This is a genomic window from Streptomyces sp. NBC_00659, assembly GCF_036226925.1.
Lineage (GTDB): Bacteria > Actinomycetota > Actinomycetes > Streptomycetales > Streptomycetaceae > Streptomyces.
Genome location: NZ_CP109031.1, coordinates 544,377 through 558,291, shown reverse-complemented (window position 1 = coordinate 558,291; position 13,915 = coordinate 544,377). Strand labels below are relative to the sequence as shown.

The following is a 13,915-nucleotide window of genomic DNA, read 5'->3' as shown; positions in this document are numbered from 1 at the left end:
ATCGCGAAACTTGGGAGAGGAGCAGGAGGATGCGTCGAGAGTTGGTGCAGAAGAAGCACGACAAGAAGTCCGAGCCCCGTGGTCGCGCGCCCGAGGAGATGCCCGGGGAGACGGAACAGCGTCGGCGCCCCGAGGTCCGAAAAGACATCGCGCGAACGTGGTGGCCGGACGGGTAGTCCGTCAGGCGCACGGTGCCGCTTCAGGAGCGTGCCGGGGCTGCCGGGGCACGTGAACCGGACCGCCGGGTCCGGGCGCGGGAGGAGGCTCGCCGCTGTGTCGACCGACCCGAGAAGGGTGAGTCCCGGCCGCGCGGAGCGGTCGATCCGCGCCGACACGCTGAGTGGTGCCGGGAGGCCGGGCCGCGTCGAGGATTCGAGCGGCCCCGGAAAGCCGGGCCGTGTCGCGGAGCCGAGTGGTGCCGGGAAGCCGAGTGGTGTCGAGCCGCTGGTGGAGTCACTCGTCGTGGCCGTCCGTCACAGCGGGGCGTCAGGCGGCGGCATCTACCTCGTGGACGAGACCAGCCGGCTGCTGGGACCGAAGATCGGGTGCGGGCTGCCCCGCGACATCGCGGTGTCCTGGCGGCAGGTGCCCGTGACGGCGTCCGGTCCCGGTCTGCGACGCGTTCCGTGAAGACCGTGTGGTGTGGGTCGGCTCGCAGGAGGAGATGGCCCGCTCCTGTCCGCAGACCGCGGCGCCGCTGCCCTACGCGGCCGGCCGAGCCTGGCCGGCGCGGGCCATGTACCCCACTGCTGCACCGTCCCGGGGAACGTCCCGGCGTGCTGGAGATCGAGCCAGGTTCCGTTGCTCGGCATCGGTGTGGAGCTCCCGTACCCGGTCACCACAGTCCCGATGCCCCCGGCTACGACCCTCGCCCTGTACACCGACGGGCTGGTCGAAGTGCCCGGCACCGACCTCGACCTCGACCTGATGACGAGGGGTCTCGCGCAGCTCCTCGCGGGCGGATCACGGCTGGACCGGCTCGTCGACAAGCTCATCCACCACTCCTGGCCCCATGGTCTTCCGGCCGACGACATCGCCGTACTGCTCCTGAAGGCCGGCAAGGCCTGAAGCCTGCGACCGACCCGTCGAATTGCCGTGTGTCTGCGATCGTGGGCCGATGGCGGGCGCAAGCCCGGCGGCGTCACATGCCCGCCTGTCGGTGTTCGGGGACCCGTGCGAGCTGCTGTTCCAACTCGTTGCGGATGTCGGGCGGCAGCTTCTCGGTCCGGGCCCATTCGATGACCAGTTCCGCCACGTTCCTCAGCTTGATGTTCGTCCGCTGCGAGATCGCCCTGAGGACGTGCCACCCCTCATGCGGCGTCAGCCCTCCGAGCGCCAGCACGACGCCGATCGCCTGGTCCACCACGGCGTGCGACCGCAGTGCCTCCTGGAGCTGGATGTTCTCCCCCTCCAGCTCCCTCACGCGCGCCGTGACGCATGCCTCCAACGACGTCGAAGAGGTCGAGTCCACCTCGTCGCCCCCAGTCACCGTTTCCTCCGCGGTCCGGTCTCCGATACGGATTGTCTGCTTGCCCCCGTCCTTGCCCGCATGCCCGGCTACGGCGGGTGGAAGCTCGGTCCGGGACATTCAGAGAGATGGATCCCCCGGGTCGGTTCGAACGCGTTCGGCGGCGCGCTGCCCCGGCAGGGCGTGGCCCTTGGGCTGCCGCACCGCGGTGAGGGTCGCGTACACCACGACATTGCCGCGGTATCCAGTGCCCCCGGCCGGCCCGCCGCAGGTGATCACGCGCAGTTCGGGCCGGCCCGAGGTGCCGTAGACCTTCTTGTCGGGGAAGCGCTCCTTGTCGTAGACCTCCACGGCATCGACGGTGAAGACGGCGGTACGACCGTCCGCCCGGCCGATCTCGATCGTTTCGCCCTTGGTGAGCGCGCCGAGCCTGTAGAAGACTCCGCGGCTGCCGGCGCGGGTGTCCACATGCCCGGTGGTCACGGCCGTGCCTCGCGACCCCGGAGCCGTGCCTCCGGCGTACCAGCCGGCGAGACCGGCTTCGTCGTCGGGCGGGGGCTCCAGAGCCCCCGCCCTGTCGAGGCCCAGTCGCGCCAGCCGAGCGTTCACACCGATCGCCGGGATCCGAAGCCGGACGGGCTCGGCGCGGGGCAGCGGCGGGACGGCGGGGTGTCCCGGCGGGGCGGCAAGGCCCGCCGAGGGGGTGGAGAAGGCCTGGTCGGCCGAAGGCTGCGGGGGCCGCCTGTCGACCATCGTGCCGAGCACCAGCAGACAGCCCGCCACCAGTGCCAGGACCAGATACGTGACCGGTGGGACGAACGTGCGCGGGGGCGTGCCGGCCTCGTTCCTGGATTCCTTCAACATCGGGCCTCTTGCCTGGAGGGAGCCGGGTGGAGTTCGTCCCCGCGGTGCCGGGAACGAGGCTGGGGGCCGAGGTGGCCGGAGCGGAAGGTCAGGACCCGGCGCCGTGCGAGCGTCGGCGCAGCCTGAACAGTGCCCCGGCCGCGGCCGCGGTGATCAGCGCACCGCCCACGGCGACCTGTGTGTCGGTGTCCTGGGCGTCCCCGAAGCCGGCCTGGATGGCACCGTTCGGCTGCCGGTCCGCGATCTCGTACGTGTCCGTGAGCTTGATCCGTGGCGGGCACTTCACGGTGACGGTGTCGGTGCCGGACGCCCCCTCGGTCGGGATCTGGAACTCTCCCGCGAGCACGCCCTTATGGCTGCCCTCGAAGAGATGGAACTGACCCCCTACCGCCGACTCGCCCTTGCCATACGTCACGTCCGGTCCGCAGGCCGTCGTGGTGACCGTGACCGTGGAGCCCGGCAAGGCGTTGCCCGGGTAGATACGGAGCTCCGCGTCACCGGCGGCCACAGCGGCCGGGCTCTGCAGAGCCAGGACGCCGAGGAGCAGTCCGACACCGACGCCAACATGTGTGTTTCGCAAGGGAATCCTCCGACGATGCAGTGGCCGACCTGTCCGCTCGGCGCTCCTGTGGTCTCCTCCGACGAGAAAACCGACGCTCCGTCAGGTCCGCAACAGGAGGCATCGGCACAGGCGTCACCCGGGCGGCCGCGGTGACCGCGCCCCGCGCGAGCGTTTGCGCAGGTCCCCGAAGTGCACGCGCGGCGGTGGGCGTGCGCCACAGGAAGCGGATGGGCTAACGGGCTTCATCCCCGAACGGGCCAAGGGGGTACGTCCGTAGCCGCATTGCGGGGACGGCGCGCACCGCTTGCCGACCCATCGGCGGCGAAGGCCGACGGGCCGGGGAGCGATGGTCTGAGGGCGCCGGGTTCATCGGACGTGCTCGGATGCGCTGTTCGTGGGCGTGGCGCGGTCGGCGGCTACCGAGCTTCACGCATCACGGAACGCTGCCCTCCGGAGCGGCATGGACGTTGCCACTGCCACTGCCACTGCGACTGCCGCTGCCGCTGCCACTGCCGCTGGTCGTGGCCGGGGCGTGTGCCGGAAGGGGCCTTACGGCGGGGACGCGGAGGAGCGCGAGCGCGGCGGGTACGGCGATGACCGTCATCGCTACGGCGTCATGCGGGGTCCGCGACGATCGGGGAGCCGGGTGGGGTGGGGTGGGGCAGGACGATGCCGGTGGGCGCGTACTGGGCTGCCTGGGCCGCGAACATCGCCGCGTAGCGACCCCGGGCTGCCACGAGTTCGTCGTGACGGCCCTCCTCGACCAGCCGTCCCTGATGCAGGACGTAGATGCGGTCGGAGTGGCGGACACCGGACATGCGGTGGGTGACGAGGACGACGGCGCGGTGCGGGGAGGCGAGCCCGCGGATGCGGTCGAACGCCTCGATCTCGGCCTCCGGGTCGAGGGCGGAGGTGGGTTCGTCCACGATGAGGACACTGTCCGCCGGCGAGGTGGAGCTGCGCCAGTGCGTGCGGGCAAGACCGACCTTCTGCCACTCGCCGCCGGACAGCTCGATGGCTCCGCGGAAGACGCGGGCCAGCAGACTGTGGAGCCCGTCGGGGAGTTTGGCGATGACCGGGCCCGCTCCCGCGTAGTCGACGGATGCCCGCAGCTGTTCGGGCGAGGCCTCGTGTTCGGGGCGGCCGATCCGGATGTTCATCGCGGCCGTCACGGGCCAGCGCTCGAAATCCTGCGTGAGCAGCGAGACGCGCTCGAAGACCTGGGAGCGTTCCAGCCCGGTGACGTCCAGGTCGCCCCATCGCACCGTCCCTCCCTGAGGGAGCAGCAGGCCGGAGAGGACCTTCATCAGGGTGCTCTTGCCGGAGCCGTTCTCACCGACGACGGCCGTGACCGAGCCCATGGGGATGGTGAGCGTGACCCGGTCCAGCGCCGGATCGTCGCGGTCGGGGTATCGGTACGTGACCTCGTCGAGCGTGACCTGCTTGACGTGCTCCGGAACGGGACCGCCCGTCGTGGGGATGGCGCGTTCGGCGGCCTCGGTCAGGAAACGCCCATGGTCGCGGACGTACAGGGACTCCTCGTGCAGGGTGTTGACGTTCATCACCAGCGCGCCCAGGCTCGCCGATCCCGACCGGACGGCGATCACCGCCGTGCCGGCCACCGCCAGACTCATGTGTCCGTTCATGACCAGCCAGATCATGGTTCCGTACGTGGCGGCCATGGCCAGGCCGGACAGCGCGGCGGCCGCCCACTCGGTGACCGCTTTGCTGGAGGCCAGCCGTTCCTGTTCGGCCTCCGCGCTGCGCGCCATGCGCTTGTACCGGCTGAGCAGGAAGGGACCGACCCCGTGAATCCGTACCTCCTGGGCGGCGGTGCGTTCGGTGAGGAGGTTGCCGATCAGCCGGCTGGCCCGCAGGTGCTCGATCCAGCTCATCACCGACACATAGCGTTCCTGGGCCACCCGCATCGCGCCCCAGCCGCGCGGGGCGGCGATGAGGATGAGCATCGGCAGCAGCGCCGGGTGCAGCACGGTCAGTACGCCCGCCGTGGCCACCAGGGAGATCGTGCTGTTCAGCGCGGCCACACAGGCGCTGATCATGCGACGGGCGGAAGCGGGGCCGTACTGGGCGACGTCGATCAGCCGCCGGAAGTCCGGGTCGTCGATGGCCTCCAGTTCCACGGAGGCCGCGGCGGCCAGGTACTGCGTGGTGGCGATCCGCTCCACGAGCGGTTCCAGTCGGCCCGCCCGGGACGTGGACCAGCCCGCCAGCGCGGAGTTGACGACGGCGATCGCGGCGGCGGCGAGCAGACCCGGTATCAGAGCGTGCAGCCGCTCCGCCGCGGTGCCGACACCGAGCAGTGCGTGCATGACCGCGTTGACGGCGAGGAGCGCGACGGCGGCGGCGACGCCCTGCCCGATCTCGCCGGCCCCGACGGCGATGAGTGCCCGTCGATCCGTGCTCCACGCCATGCGCAGGGTCGCTCCGACCAGGGCCGGCATCGACCGGAGTGCGGACAGCATGGTCAAGTCGAGCTGTGCGTGCTCGTGTTGGGACCAGCCCATGTCGTAACGCAACGGGCCGCCGAACAACTCGCGCTCCGCGTCGGACACCTCGGGCTCGGCGAGCCGGACCTTCCCGAAGAACCTCTTCACACCACGCCTCCCCGCGTGCGCCGGTTCCGTGCTCCGGGCTCGCGGCCGTGACGGAGCATCAGCGAGAAGACATGCCCGGGTGTCGGCACCCACCTCCGGGCCGGTAACCGCCATCGGTCGGACGTCAGCATCTGAGGAGCCTGCCCAGCCGACGCGTGACCATGTCCCATACGTCGGTTATCGGCCTCCTGGGGGTCGAAGCGGCCGAGGACGCCGGGCCGGAAAACCGGTGGAACGGCGCCACCGCGGGCCCCTAGTGTGCTGCCGAGCCCCATCGCCCAGGCAAGGACGTGCCGTTGTACACCCTGTGAGACATCCCGAGCGCTGATCTGTCGCGCGTCGCACCTGTGCGCCGCGCTGCTTCCTGCTGCGGACTTCTCACTGAAACCGGTGTACTTCTGTGCTCAATCGCTGGGTGGTCATGCCCACCTGCCTGCCGACCGTTCTCCGCCGATGCCACGCCTGCGCGTCCGGGCGTTTCCGGGCCGACGGAAAGTTTCGCGTCAACGCGAACCACAAGCTCCTCGACGCCTGGCTCCTCGTCCTCTGCGCCGGGTGCGGGGACACGGGCAAACTCACGATTCTGGAGCGGGCCCATGTGCGCTCGGTCCGGCCCGAGCTGCTGGACCGGATGCACGACAACGACCCCGGTCTGGCGGCGGAGTTGCTCCAGGACCCGGTGGTGCGGCGCCGCAGTCGCATCGCCCTCGACTGGGACGGCGCCTGGCGTCTCGACACCGGCGGGTCGGATCACCTCGACCGTGAGGTGATCGACGTCTCGGTCCGCTTCGCGGCGCGGATCCCCGTCCGGCCGATGCGCCTGATAGCCGAAGGCTGCGGTCTCCCGCGGGCCGAGGTCGAGAGACTGACAGCGGAGGGGAAGGTCGTCTCGGCGGTCCGGCTGAGCGGCAAGGTGTCCGGCGACTTCACCTTCACGCTCAAGCGCTGAGCCCTGCCCGGAACCGGTGTGGGCCTGTCCGGCATGATCCGCCGGGCAGGCCCCGGCCGAGTTCGGAGCGCGGACTACCGGCGCGCCCGGCGGTAGGCGATCAGCAACCCCAGAAGGATGCCGACGAGGAGGGTGACGGTCAGCACGATCCAGAGGGGGAGGGTGACCTCGGGGATCCAGAGCCGGATGGTCACGGAGCTGGTGTTGGCTGCGATGAACCAGATCGTCAGGGCTGCCAGCACGAAGAATCCGATGCTGCGTATCCGGTAGTCCCGCCCCTTGACCGTCACCGTGGACGGCCCGTGTGCCTTCGCGGTCTTCTGGCCCATACAGCCAGTATCCGGCTGTTCATGCGAGCGGGCGACTCGATCGGTCGCGACGGACGCCCCGCGCCCGTCGCGTGCTCGTGCCCTCTGTCCGTCTGCGGTGTCCGTCCGCTGTGGCTGTCGGCGGACCGTGCGGCCGTCCGCCCGTCGGAGCTGGGGAGCCGGCCGGTAGCCTCATCCCATGGATGCGCTCGTGCCCTTCGTCGTCATGTTCGGCGGCCTCGCCGCGGTCCTGGTGTTCTTCGTCTGGCTCGCCGCCCGCGTCCGTGCCAGAGGCCTTGCCGGTGGAGCCGTGAACGCGGCCCTCGCTTCGTACGAAGAGGCGTTTCGCGCGACCTCGCACGCGGCCCACGTCGAGATCCAGGCGCAGAAGGAACGCAAGGCACCGGTCCTTTCGCCCGACGAGCACGGGGAGCGCGGTCCCGGAGCGAGAATCCCGGTGGGCCCCCGGGAGCGCCGACGACCGGCTCGCTCGCCCATGCGTCGTTCGCGAAGGACTCTTCGTCGCTGGGCCGGTCGCTTCCGGGGCGAGCACTGAGCCACGCCATCCCCTCCGGCGGTACGGCCGCGGGCTCGGGCGTCTTCCACGAACCGGAGCCGGATCATCTCCTGGTCCGGCTCAGGCCGCGGCTTCGTCCAGGGGGATGCCGAGCCGGCCGGCCACGGTGGCGAGGGCCGTGCCCAGAGGGAGCGCGACCCGGGTGAGGGCGTGCTGGTCGCCCCGGGTCGCGTCCCGGTTGACGATCACCACCGGCTTCCCGGCGTCGGCCGCCTGACGGACGAACCGCAGACCGGACATGACCGTCAGGGAGGAGCCCAGGACCAGCAGCGACGTCGCCTCACGGACCAGCCGACGGCAGTGCTCGACCCGCGGCGGCGGAACGGACTCGCCGAAGAAGACCACGTCCGGCTTGAGGATGCCGCCGCAGACCGTGCACGGGACCACGTGAAAGTCCCCGACCTGCTCATCGGTGAGATCGGCGTCACCGTCAGGGTTCACGGCGGCGGCCACCGGATCGAAGCCGGGATTGGCCTCCTCCAGCAGCCGGGTCAGTTCGCGGCGCGGGGTGCGGGCACCACAGGAGAGACAGACGACCCGCTCCAGGCTGCCGTGGAGTTCCACGACGCCCTGACTGCCGACGGCCTGGTGCAGCCCGTCGACATTCTGTGTGATCACTCCCGAGAGCAGACCGTGCCGCCCGAACGCGGCCACGGCCCGGTGTCCGTCGTTGGGGCGAGCACGGCCGAAGGTCCGCCAGCCGAGGTGGCTGCGCGCCCAGTACCGCCGCCGGGCCTGCGCGGTCGCGGTGAAGTCCTGGTAGGTCATCGGGGTGTGCCGGCGCAGGCTCCCGCCCTCGCCGCGGTAGTCGGGGATGCCCGACTCCGTTGAGATGCCCGCCCCGCTGAGCACCAGCACACCGCCGGTGCTCAGTGCGGCGGCGACCGGCTCCAGATCCGTGGTGCCCGGCGGTAGGTCCCCGGGGGGTATCCAGCTCAGAGTGGGGCGCATGCGCATGCCCCCAGGGTACGGACACGACGACACCCTGTACGGGCCGGCGGGCACCGCGCCGATCTCCCGCCCGCCCCGTTCCGCGGCCGGCTGTGCGCCTCAGCTCCCGCCCGGGCGTCGGAGCCGCGCGGAGAGATGGTGCTGCAGGGGCTGACCGACCGCCGCCAGGTCATGGAGGAAGTCCAGCGTGTCGGCGTCCGCGAACGTGTAGCGGCGGCGGGTGGCGACCACCTCCTTGGCCGTGGGGGCGAGCGCCACCTGCTCGGTGGCCAGATCCACCGTGCCGTCCGCCGCTCGGCCGACCAGGATCTCCGCGATGCCGGTCGGCTGCGTGATCAACGCCTCCACATGTCCGTCGGCCTGCATCCGCCACCAGCCGCTCTCCCGGGCCGAGGGGCGCAGCGGAGCGCCGTCCGCGTCCAGCAGCCAGGCACGCGCCTCGTAGTGGAGGAAGGGCCGGCCGTCGTGGCTGAACGTGACCTCCTGCGCGTAGACGAACTCCTCGTCGAGCGTCGGATACGTTCCGCGGCCCTGTCCGGCCCAGGTGCCGAGAAGTCCGCTCACCGGCGTGAGCAGCGCGTGCGGCGCGGGCGCCTCGTCCGGTCCGAGTGCATCGGGGTACGGGTGCTTCCCGACGGGGGCGATCATGGCATCCACTCCTGAGTTGAGGCACCGGTACCGCCCGGCAGCCTAGTGGTCCTCCACCCGTAGACCGTGATCCTCCCCTGGAGCGGCTTGTCGTGCCGCGGCCGCGGTGCCGGGAAAGGGGTGTCCCGGCACCCTTTCCCGGCACCGCGGCCGGGGTGTCAGTCCTCGTCGCGCAGCCGGGAGGCCAAGGCGGTCAGCGGTTCGGCCTCCGCCGTGCGGCCCAGGGCGGTCAGGAGCGACACCGCCGCGCCGAGGCGCGTGAGGGCGGGGGAGACACGCTCCAGGTAGATGCCCTCCACGGCACCCGCGAAGCGCACGCACTCGGCCCACTCGCCGGCCCGGTCGTCCTCCGGTCCCGGCTCGCCGAGCAGGGCGAGGGCCTTCTCCAGCGCGGCCAGGGCGTCCTCGTACGCACCGGCGTAGGCGTTGACCCGCCCGTGTTCGTAGGCCAGGGCCGATTCCAGGGAGCGGCCCTGCGCCTCGTACTCGGCCTCGCGGGCCTCCTCGGCGATCCGGCCGGCGTCGGCGAGGAAGGCGAGCGCGTCGGCCAGGCCGTCCTCGCCCTGCTGCTGGGTCCGCTGGCGGGCGAGTTCGCGCAGGCAGCTGCTGAGCTGCTCGTAACGCGGTGCCTGCCCGTGGGCGGCGAGCGCCTGGGCCACCGCTTCGCGGGCACGGTCGAACTCGCCGGACTCACCGAGGAGAACGGCCGCCTCGGCGGCGATCATGGCGTGGCTCCCCGGGTCGTCGTCCCAGCCGGCCGACTCGGCGGCGAGGGCGACGAGCTCTGCCGTGGCCGCCTTGAGGTCCTCTCCCGCGTGCAGCGCCCGGGCCCGGGTCAGTCGCAGCTGAGCCAGGAGCCGGTCGTCCAACTCTCCCGCCGTGACGTCCGGTTCGGCCATCAGGGAGTCCAGCAGGGCGATGCAGTCCTCGACACGGCCCATGTCGAGACTGAGCTGCGCCGCGTTGCTGTAGGTGCAGAACGCCTCCGTGCGGCTGCCGTGACGCAGGTCGAGCTCCGCCGAGCGCGTCAGGTGGCGCAGTGCCTCGTCGGGCCTGCCCAGGTGCATGCAGACCTCGGCCAGGTCACCGTGGAGGCGGCCGGTGTCGACCGCCGCGGCCGGCCAGGCGGCGGCCAGTCGCAGGCCCTCGGCCAGGCTCGCGTGCGCGGCTTCCGGGTCCCGGAGGCCGAGCTGGAGCCGGCCCCGGAGCCCGAGTGCGCGAGGCATGTGCCAGGCGGGGCCGTGGGCCTTCAGCCGGTCGAGGAGCTCGTCGACCCCGGTGACCGCGGCGGGGAGGTCCCCGGAGAGGGCGTGCGTGCCCGCTCGCAGCAGCAGCCCGCCGGAGATCTGCCCGACGACGTCGTGCCGGGTGGCGAAGTCGAGAAGCAGGTCCACCTCGGCGAAGACCGGAGCGACGTCCTCCTCGTTCCCCGACTTCTGCAGGCGCAGGCCGAGGGTGGTCGCCCGCAGCCGCAGCAGACGGGCCTCGTGCACCGGCGCGAGGCCGGAAGTCCCCTCGTGCAGGGCGACGATGGACGCGTGGGCGGCGGTCAGCGCGGCGGCCTTCGCCTCGGCCTCGTCGCCGACGCCCTCCGCGGCGGCGAGCAGCGCGCAGGCGCGGGCGAGTGCCGCCTGCCCCGGCGCCGCTGCGTCTTCGTACAGGCCCGCGGCCTCCTCGTACAGCGCCTCGGCGACGGCGAAGTCGTCCTTGTCGCCCGCCCGGTTCGCCTCGTCGTCCAGCAGGTCCGCGCGCAGCCGTACGAGCGGGCCCACCTCCGGGTCGTCGGGGTGGGTGTAGTCGCGGGCGGCGGCGAGCGTGCGGAGGCGTGCCCAGCAGGCCGGTGAGTCGGGGTGCCCCTGGTCGTCCAACGCCCTTGCCTGGAGGATCATTTCGGCGATCGACCCGGGTACGGCGGTGGTGGTACGGGTGGAGGGTGCGGCAACCGGGACGGCGACGGTGGCCAGGTCGTCGAGGCTGCGGGGGCGCAGGGTCAGCTCCAGCGCGTCCAGGAGCGGGGCACGTTCGACGCGGGCCTTGCGACGGTCGCCGTGGGTGCCGGTTCCGTTGCGGGTGTCGAAACGCGCGGCGAGTTCGTCGGCACGGTCTCCCACTTCGGCGCGCAGCCCGGCCACCGTCCAGGCGCGGCCCGGGTAACCGGCCGCGGGCAGTTCGCCGTGGCCGAGGTGCTCGACCCGCCGGAGGAGAACATCCACGCCGGTGAGGAAGTCGAGCATCTCCCGCGGTGAGTCCACCTCGTCGAACAGTCCCCGGTTCTCGGCGAGCAGTTCCAGACCGCGTGCCTCGTTGCCGGTCAGCGCGCAGAACTCCAGGTGACGGCCGACCTCCCCGGCCATCGAGGGGTTGCGGCGGCAGGCGCGGTAGCCGGCGAGGTGAAGTTCGACGGCCCGCTCGACGGCGCCGGTGCGCAGCAGGGGCAGCAGCGCGTGCGAGATGGAACGGGCCGGCTCCTCCTGACAGGAGTCCTTCCCGGCCAGGACGGGCTCCCAGACGCGCAGAGCCCGCTCGTCGTCGCCCGTAGCGAGGTGGTACAGGGCCCGCTCGCAGATCTCGCAGGCCTCGCAGTCGCTGAGCCGGGTGCGGGGGCGGCCCGCCCACAGCTCGAAGGCGAGGGCGGTGTCCTCACCGATGTGGGCGGCGAGTTGGTACGCCTGTCCGTAGTAGGGCTGGAGGCCGAGGCCGGCCTTCTCGTACCGGTCGCGCATCTCCGTCTGCCACTGGCGCAGGCTGGTCAGCGGTATCTCGGGCAGCGCGAGCAGGGCGTTGGCCACCCACTTGAACCGCCAGAACAGCGTGTGCCGCAGGCGCCCGTCGAAGACGTCGGGCTGTTCGTCGAACAGGGTGAGCAGGCGGGCGAAGACGACGGGCGACTTCCGGGGCTCGGAGCCATAGGTGTACGCCTCCTGGAGTTCGAGGAGAGCGTGGATGAGCGGGACGGGCTCCTCGAACTGCTCGGCCGCCTCGACGAGTTCCTCGGCGGTCACGGTGCGGGTGCGGCCGTAGGGGCGCCGGTCGTTCTCCTGGAGCGCCTGGAGCAGCTCGTCGGTGGTCTGGGGGGCGATCGGCATCGTCAGCTGTCCTTGCGGAGGGCGTGGGCGAGGAGGTCGAGGAAGGAGCGGTTGATGAGGCTCGACTCGGCGGGCCTGAGCGGACGCCGGGACAGCATCGCGGCCTGACCGTAGAGGGCTTCGGCGCTGGTGCGGGCCAGCTCGGGCTCGGTGATGGTGACGGCGGTACGGACCAGCGGATTGAGCTGGTTGAGGATCAGCTGGGCCCGCGGAGCCTCCTGGCGCAGAGCGCCGAGAATGTCGCCCCACACGCCGCCTTCCTGCTCACGGGCGAGCTGGGAGCGGGTGCGCTCGTGCCGTGCCTCGCGGCTGTCGACGAGGAGGGCGGGGGCGGAGGCGGGCTGGAAGGCACGCAGGGCGACATCGCAGTCGAAGACGGCCAGGGCGTCGCGGGCCTGGGCCAGGTACGCCGCGGCGGCCAGTTCCGTCTCCCGGTCGACGGGGTCGAGGTGGGCCGTCAGGGTCGCCGGGTCGAGGTCCGCGACGCTTGCCTCGGGCCTGATCTCCGGCAGTCGGTGGACGAGTTCACGGTCGTACGTGTACCCGCCGTTGACGACGCCGAGTCCGGCGGCCGAGGCGATCGCGGCGACCTGGCGGAACTCCTCCACGCTCGATGTCACGAGCACCGTGCGGTGGGTGCGCGCGAACTCGTCGAGCGTGGCGTGCCCGTCGGTCGTCTCGAACGGCAGCCAGGGCAGCAGCATGCGCAGGATCTCGTCGTCGTGCACCGCGAGCGACTTGACGGCCAGGTGGTGCGCCTGGAGGAAGCGTGCGAGCAGGTCCGGGTCGCTGGCGGCGGCTCGGGCGATCCACTCCCGCAGCCGTTCGGCGAGGGCGTCGCGGACGGCGGCCAGGGTGTCGTCCTCGTACAGGGACTCGCGGGACGCCGTCGGGCGAAGGCTCTCGGCGTCGACCACGCAGCGGACGAAGAACGCCCACTCCGGCAGGATCTCCTCGGCCTGCTCGGACAGCAGCATGCCCTTGACGTGCACGCGGTGGCCGTGGCGGCGTCCGGCCGGCACCGTCTCGGGCAGGACGCAGGCGACGCCCTTGAGGCCCACGGCCGGCAGGTCCAGCTCGATCGTGTCCAGCGGCTTGAACCCGAGGACCTCCTCGCCGTACGCGGCCAGGGCGCGCGAACGGGCTCCGGGCGTGGGGTACGTACCCGTCCAGGGCGCGGGTTCGGGGTTGACCGGCGCGGGCGTGCCGCCCGTACCGTCGGCGAAGGTCACCGGGTGGCGCAGCAGGGAGCCGAAGTGCCGGGCCAGCGACTGGACCTGGACCGGCCGGGTCCACTCACCGGCGTCGGCGCGCGGCGTCAGGGTGACGGTGGTGCCGGGCAGGGGGCGGGCGGACGCGGGCAGGGTGCGGACGGTGTAGCTGCCGTCGCCGCGTCCCCGCCACTCCACGGTGGGCGCGTCGGGGGTGCGGGCGGAGCGGCTCAGGACGTGGATCTCGTCCGCGACCAGGAAGCAGGACAGCAGGCCGATGCCGAACTGGCCGATGAAGTCGGCGCGTTGCTCGGCGATGCGCTCGGCGCGCTTGCTGCTGCGGCCGATCGTGGCGAGGAAGGTGTGCACGTCGGCCTCGGTGAGACCGACACCGTCGTCCTCGACGCGTACCACCGAACCGTCGGCGTACAGGCGGATGCCGAACGCGTCGGTCGGGGCGCCCGGTTCGAGGGAGTGCCGGGCGGTCAGCGCGTCCACCGCGTTCTGCAGGAGTTCACGCAGATAGACGCGGGGGCTGGAGTAGAGGTGGTGGGACAGGAGGTCGACGAGGCCACGCAGATCCACTTGGAAGGTGCGGTCGTCGCCCGCCGGGATCGCGGCGGTGTCGGGCAGTGTCATCGGGACGTCCGGAGGTGAGAGGAGACGGGTGGCGGGA

General features: G+C 72.0%; 14 protein-coding genes. 5 read left to right on the top strand and 9 right to left on the bottom strand.

The genetic code is table 11. The annotated features are described in order from the left end of the window. The first annotated feature begins 29 nt into the window (after positions 1-29). From OG410_RS02245 to OG410_RS02235, 3 genes are all read left to right on the top strand, one after another. Positions 30-176, top strand: coding sequence for a hypothetical protein (locus OG410_RS02245; protein WP_329297515.1), 147 nt, complete (start codon positions 30-32; stop codon positions 174-176). A 97-nt stretch (positions 177-273) separates the two neighbouring features. Then, entirely contained in the window at positions 274-630 is a 357-nt protein-coding gene (locus tag OG410_RS02240; RefSeq protein ID WP_329297514.1) for a hypothetical protein, read from the top strand. Positions 631-642: 12 nt separating this feature from the next. Beyond that, positions 643-1,068 (top strand): SpoIIE family protein phosphatase, encoded by a 426-nt coding sequence (locus OG410_RS02235; RefSeq protein ID WP_329297513.1) that lies wholly within the window; start codon positions 643-645, stop codon positions 1,066-1,068. A gap of 73 nt (positions 1,069-1,141) precedes the next feature. Here OG410_RS02235 and OG410_RS02230 read toward each other — a convergent pair whose 3' ends face one another. From OG410_RS02230 to OG410_RS02215, 4 genes are all read right to left on the bottom strand, one after another. Next, entirely contained in the window at positions 1,142-1,447 is a 306-nt protein-coding gene (locus OG410_RS02230; RefSeq protein WP_329303997.1) for an ANTAR domain-containing protein, read from the bottom strand. Between the two features lie 141 nt (positions 1,448-1,588). Then, positions 1,589-2,332, bottom strand: a complete 744-nt coding sequence (locus OG410_RS02225) for a class F sortase (protein WP_329297512.1) — start codon at positions 2,330-2,332, stop codon at positions 1,589-1,591. An 88-nt stretch (positions 2,333-2,420) separates the two neighbouring features. Further along, positions 2,421-2,912, bottom strand: a complete 492-nt coding sequence (locus OG410_RS02220; RefSeq protein ID WP_329297511.1) for a sortase — start codon at positions 2,910-2,912, stop codon at positions 2,421-2,423. 596 nt (positions 2,913-3,508) lie between these two features. Then, complete coding sequence (locus OG410_RS02215; RefSeq protein ID WP_329297510.1) at positions 3,509-5,509, bottom strand: ABC transporter ATP-binding protein; 2,001 nt, start codon at positions 5,507-5,509, stop codon at positions 3,509-3,511. 400 nt (positions 5,510-5,909) lie between these two features. On the opposite strand from OG410_RS02215, the gene OG410_RS02210 reads away from it, so the two are divergent. Further along, entirely contained in the window at positions 5,910-6,458 is a 549-nt protein-coding gene (locus OG410_RS02210; protein ID WP_329297509.1) for a DUF1062 domain-containing protein, read from the top strand. 74 nt (positions 6,459-6,532) lie between these two features. Here the strand turns inward: OG410_RS02210 and OG410_RS02205 are convergent, their stop codons facing one another. Beyond that, complete coding sequence (locus tag OG410_RS02205; protein WP_328664045.1) at positions 6,533-6,787, bottom strand: lipopolysaccharide assembly protein LapA domain-containing protein; 255 nt, start codon at positions 6,785-6,787, stop codon at positions 6,533-6,535. 178 nt (positions 6,788-6,965) lie between these two features. Here OG410_RS02205 and OG410_RS02200 point away from each other — a divergent pair, with 178 nt between their 5' ends. Next, positions 6,966-7,322 carry a hypothetical protein gene (locus OG410_RS02200; RefSeq protein ID WP_329297508.1) on the top strand — a complete coding sequence of 119 codons (357 nt, stop codon included), beginning with the start codon at positions 6,966-6,968 and terminating at the stop codon, positions 7,320-7,322. An 81-nt stretch (positions 7,323-7,403) separates the two neighbouring features. Here the strand turns inward: OG410_RS02200 and OG410_RS02195 are convergent, their stop codons facing one another. The 4 genes from OG410_RS02195 to OG410_RS02180 all read right to left on the bottom strand — a co-directional run bounded on the left by OG410_RS02195 (position 7,404) and on the right by OG410_RS02180 (position 13,878). Further along, positions 7,404-8,300, bottom strand: coding sequence for an NAD-dependent protein deacetylase (locus OG410_RS02195; RefSeq protein ID WP_329297507.1), 897 nt, complete (start codon positions 8,298-8,300; stop codon positions 7,404-7,406). Positions 8,301-8,393: 93 nt separating this feature from the next. Next, positions 8,394-8,942 carry an FABP family protein gene (locus OG410_RS02190; protein ID WP_329297506.1) on the bottom strand — a complete coding sequence of 183 codons (549 nt, stop codon included), beginning with the start codon at positions 8,940-8,942 and terminating at the stop codon, positions 8,394-8,396. Positions 8,943-9,100: 158 nt separating this feature from the next. Then, a complete protein-coding gene (locus OG410_RS02185; RefSeq protein ID WP_329297505.1) occupies positions 9,101-12,028 on the bottom strand; it encodes a hypothetical protein in 2,928 nt (975 codons plus the stop codon). 2 nt (positions 12,029-12,030) lie between these two features. Beyond that, a complete protein-coding gene (locus OG410_RS02180) occupies positions 12,031-13,878 on the bottom strand; it encodes an HSP90 family protein (protein WP_329297504.1) in 1,848 nt (615 codons plus the stop codon). Between the last annotated feature and the right edge of the window lie 37 nt (positions 13,879-13,915).

Bases quoted from the DNA above. Each gene is read 5' to 3' on its own strand.
- OG410_RS02245 (WP_329297515.1), top strand. From the start codon at position 30: ATGCGTCGAGAGTTGGTGCAGAAGAAGCACGACAAGAAGTCCGAGCCC.
- OG410_RS02225 (WP_329297512.1), bottom strand. From the start codon at position 2,332: ATGTTGAAGGAATCCAGGAACGAGGCCGGCACGCCCCCGCGCACGTTC.
- OG410_RS02205 (WP_328664045.1), bottom strand. From the start codon at position 6,787: ATGGGCCAGAAGACCGCGAAGGCACACGGGCCGTCCACGGTGACGGTC.
- OG410_RS02200 (WP_329297508.1), top strand. From the start codon at position 6,966: ATGGATGCGCTCGTGCCCTTCGTCGTCATGTTCGGCGGCCTCGCCGCG.
- OG410_RS02195 (WP_329297507.1), bottom strand. From the start codon at position 8,300: ATGCGCATGCGCCCCACTCTGAGCTGGATACCCCCCGGGGACCTACCG.
- OG410_RS02190 (WP_329297506.1), bottom strand. From the start codon at position 8,942: ATGATCGCCCCCGTCGGGAAGCACCCGTACCCCGATGCACTCGGACCG.
- OG410_RS02185 (WP_329297505.1), bottom strand. From the start codon at position 12,028: ATGCCGATCGCCCCCCAGACCACCGACGAGCTGCTCCAGGCGCTCCAG.
- OG410_RS02180 (WP_329297504.1), bottom strand. From the start codon at position 13,878: ATGACACTGCCCGACACCGCCGCGATCCCGGCGGGCGACGACCGCACC.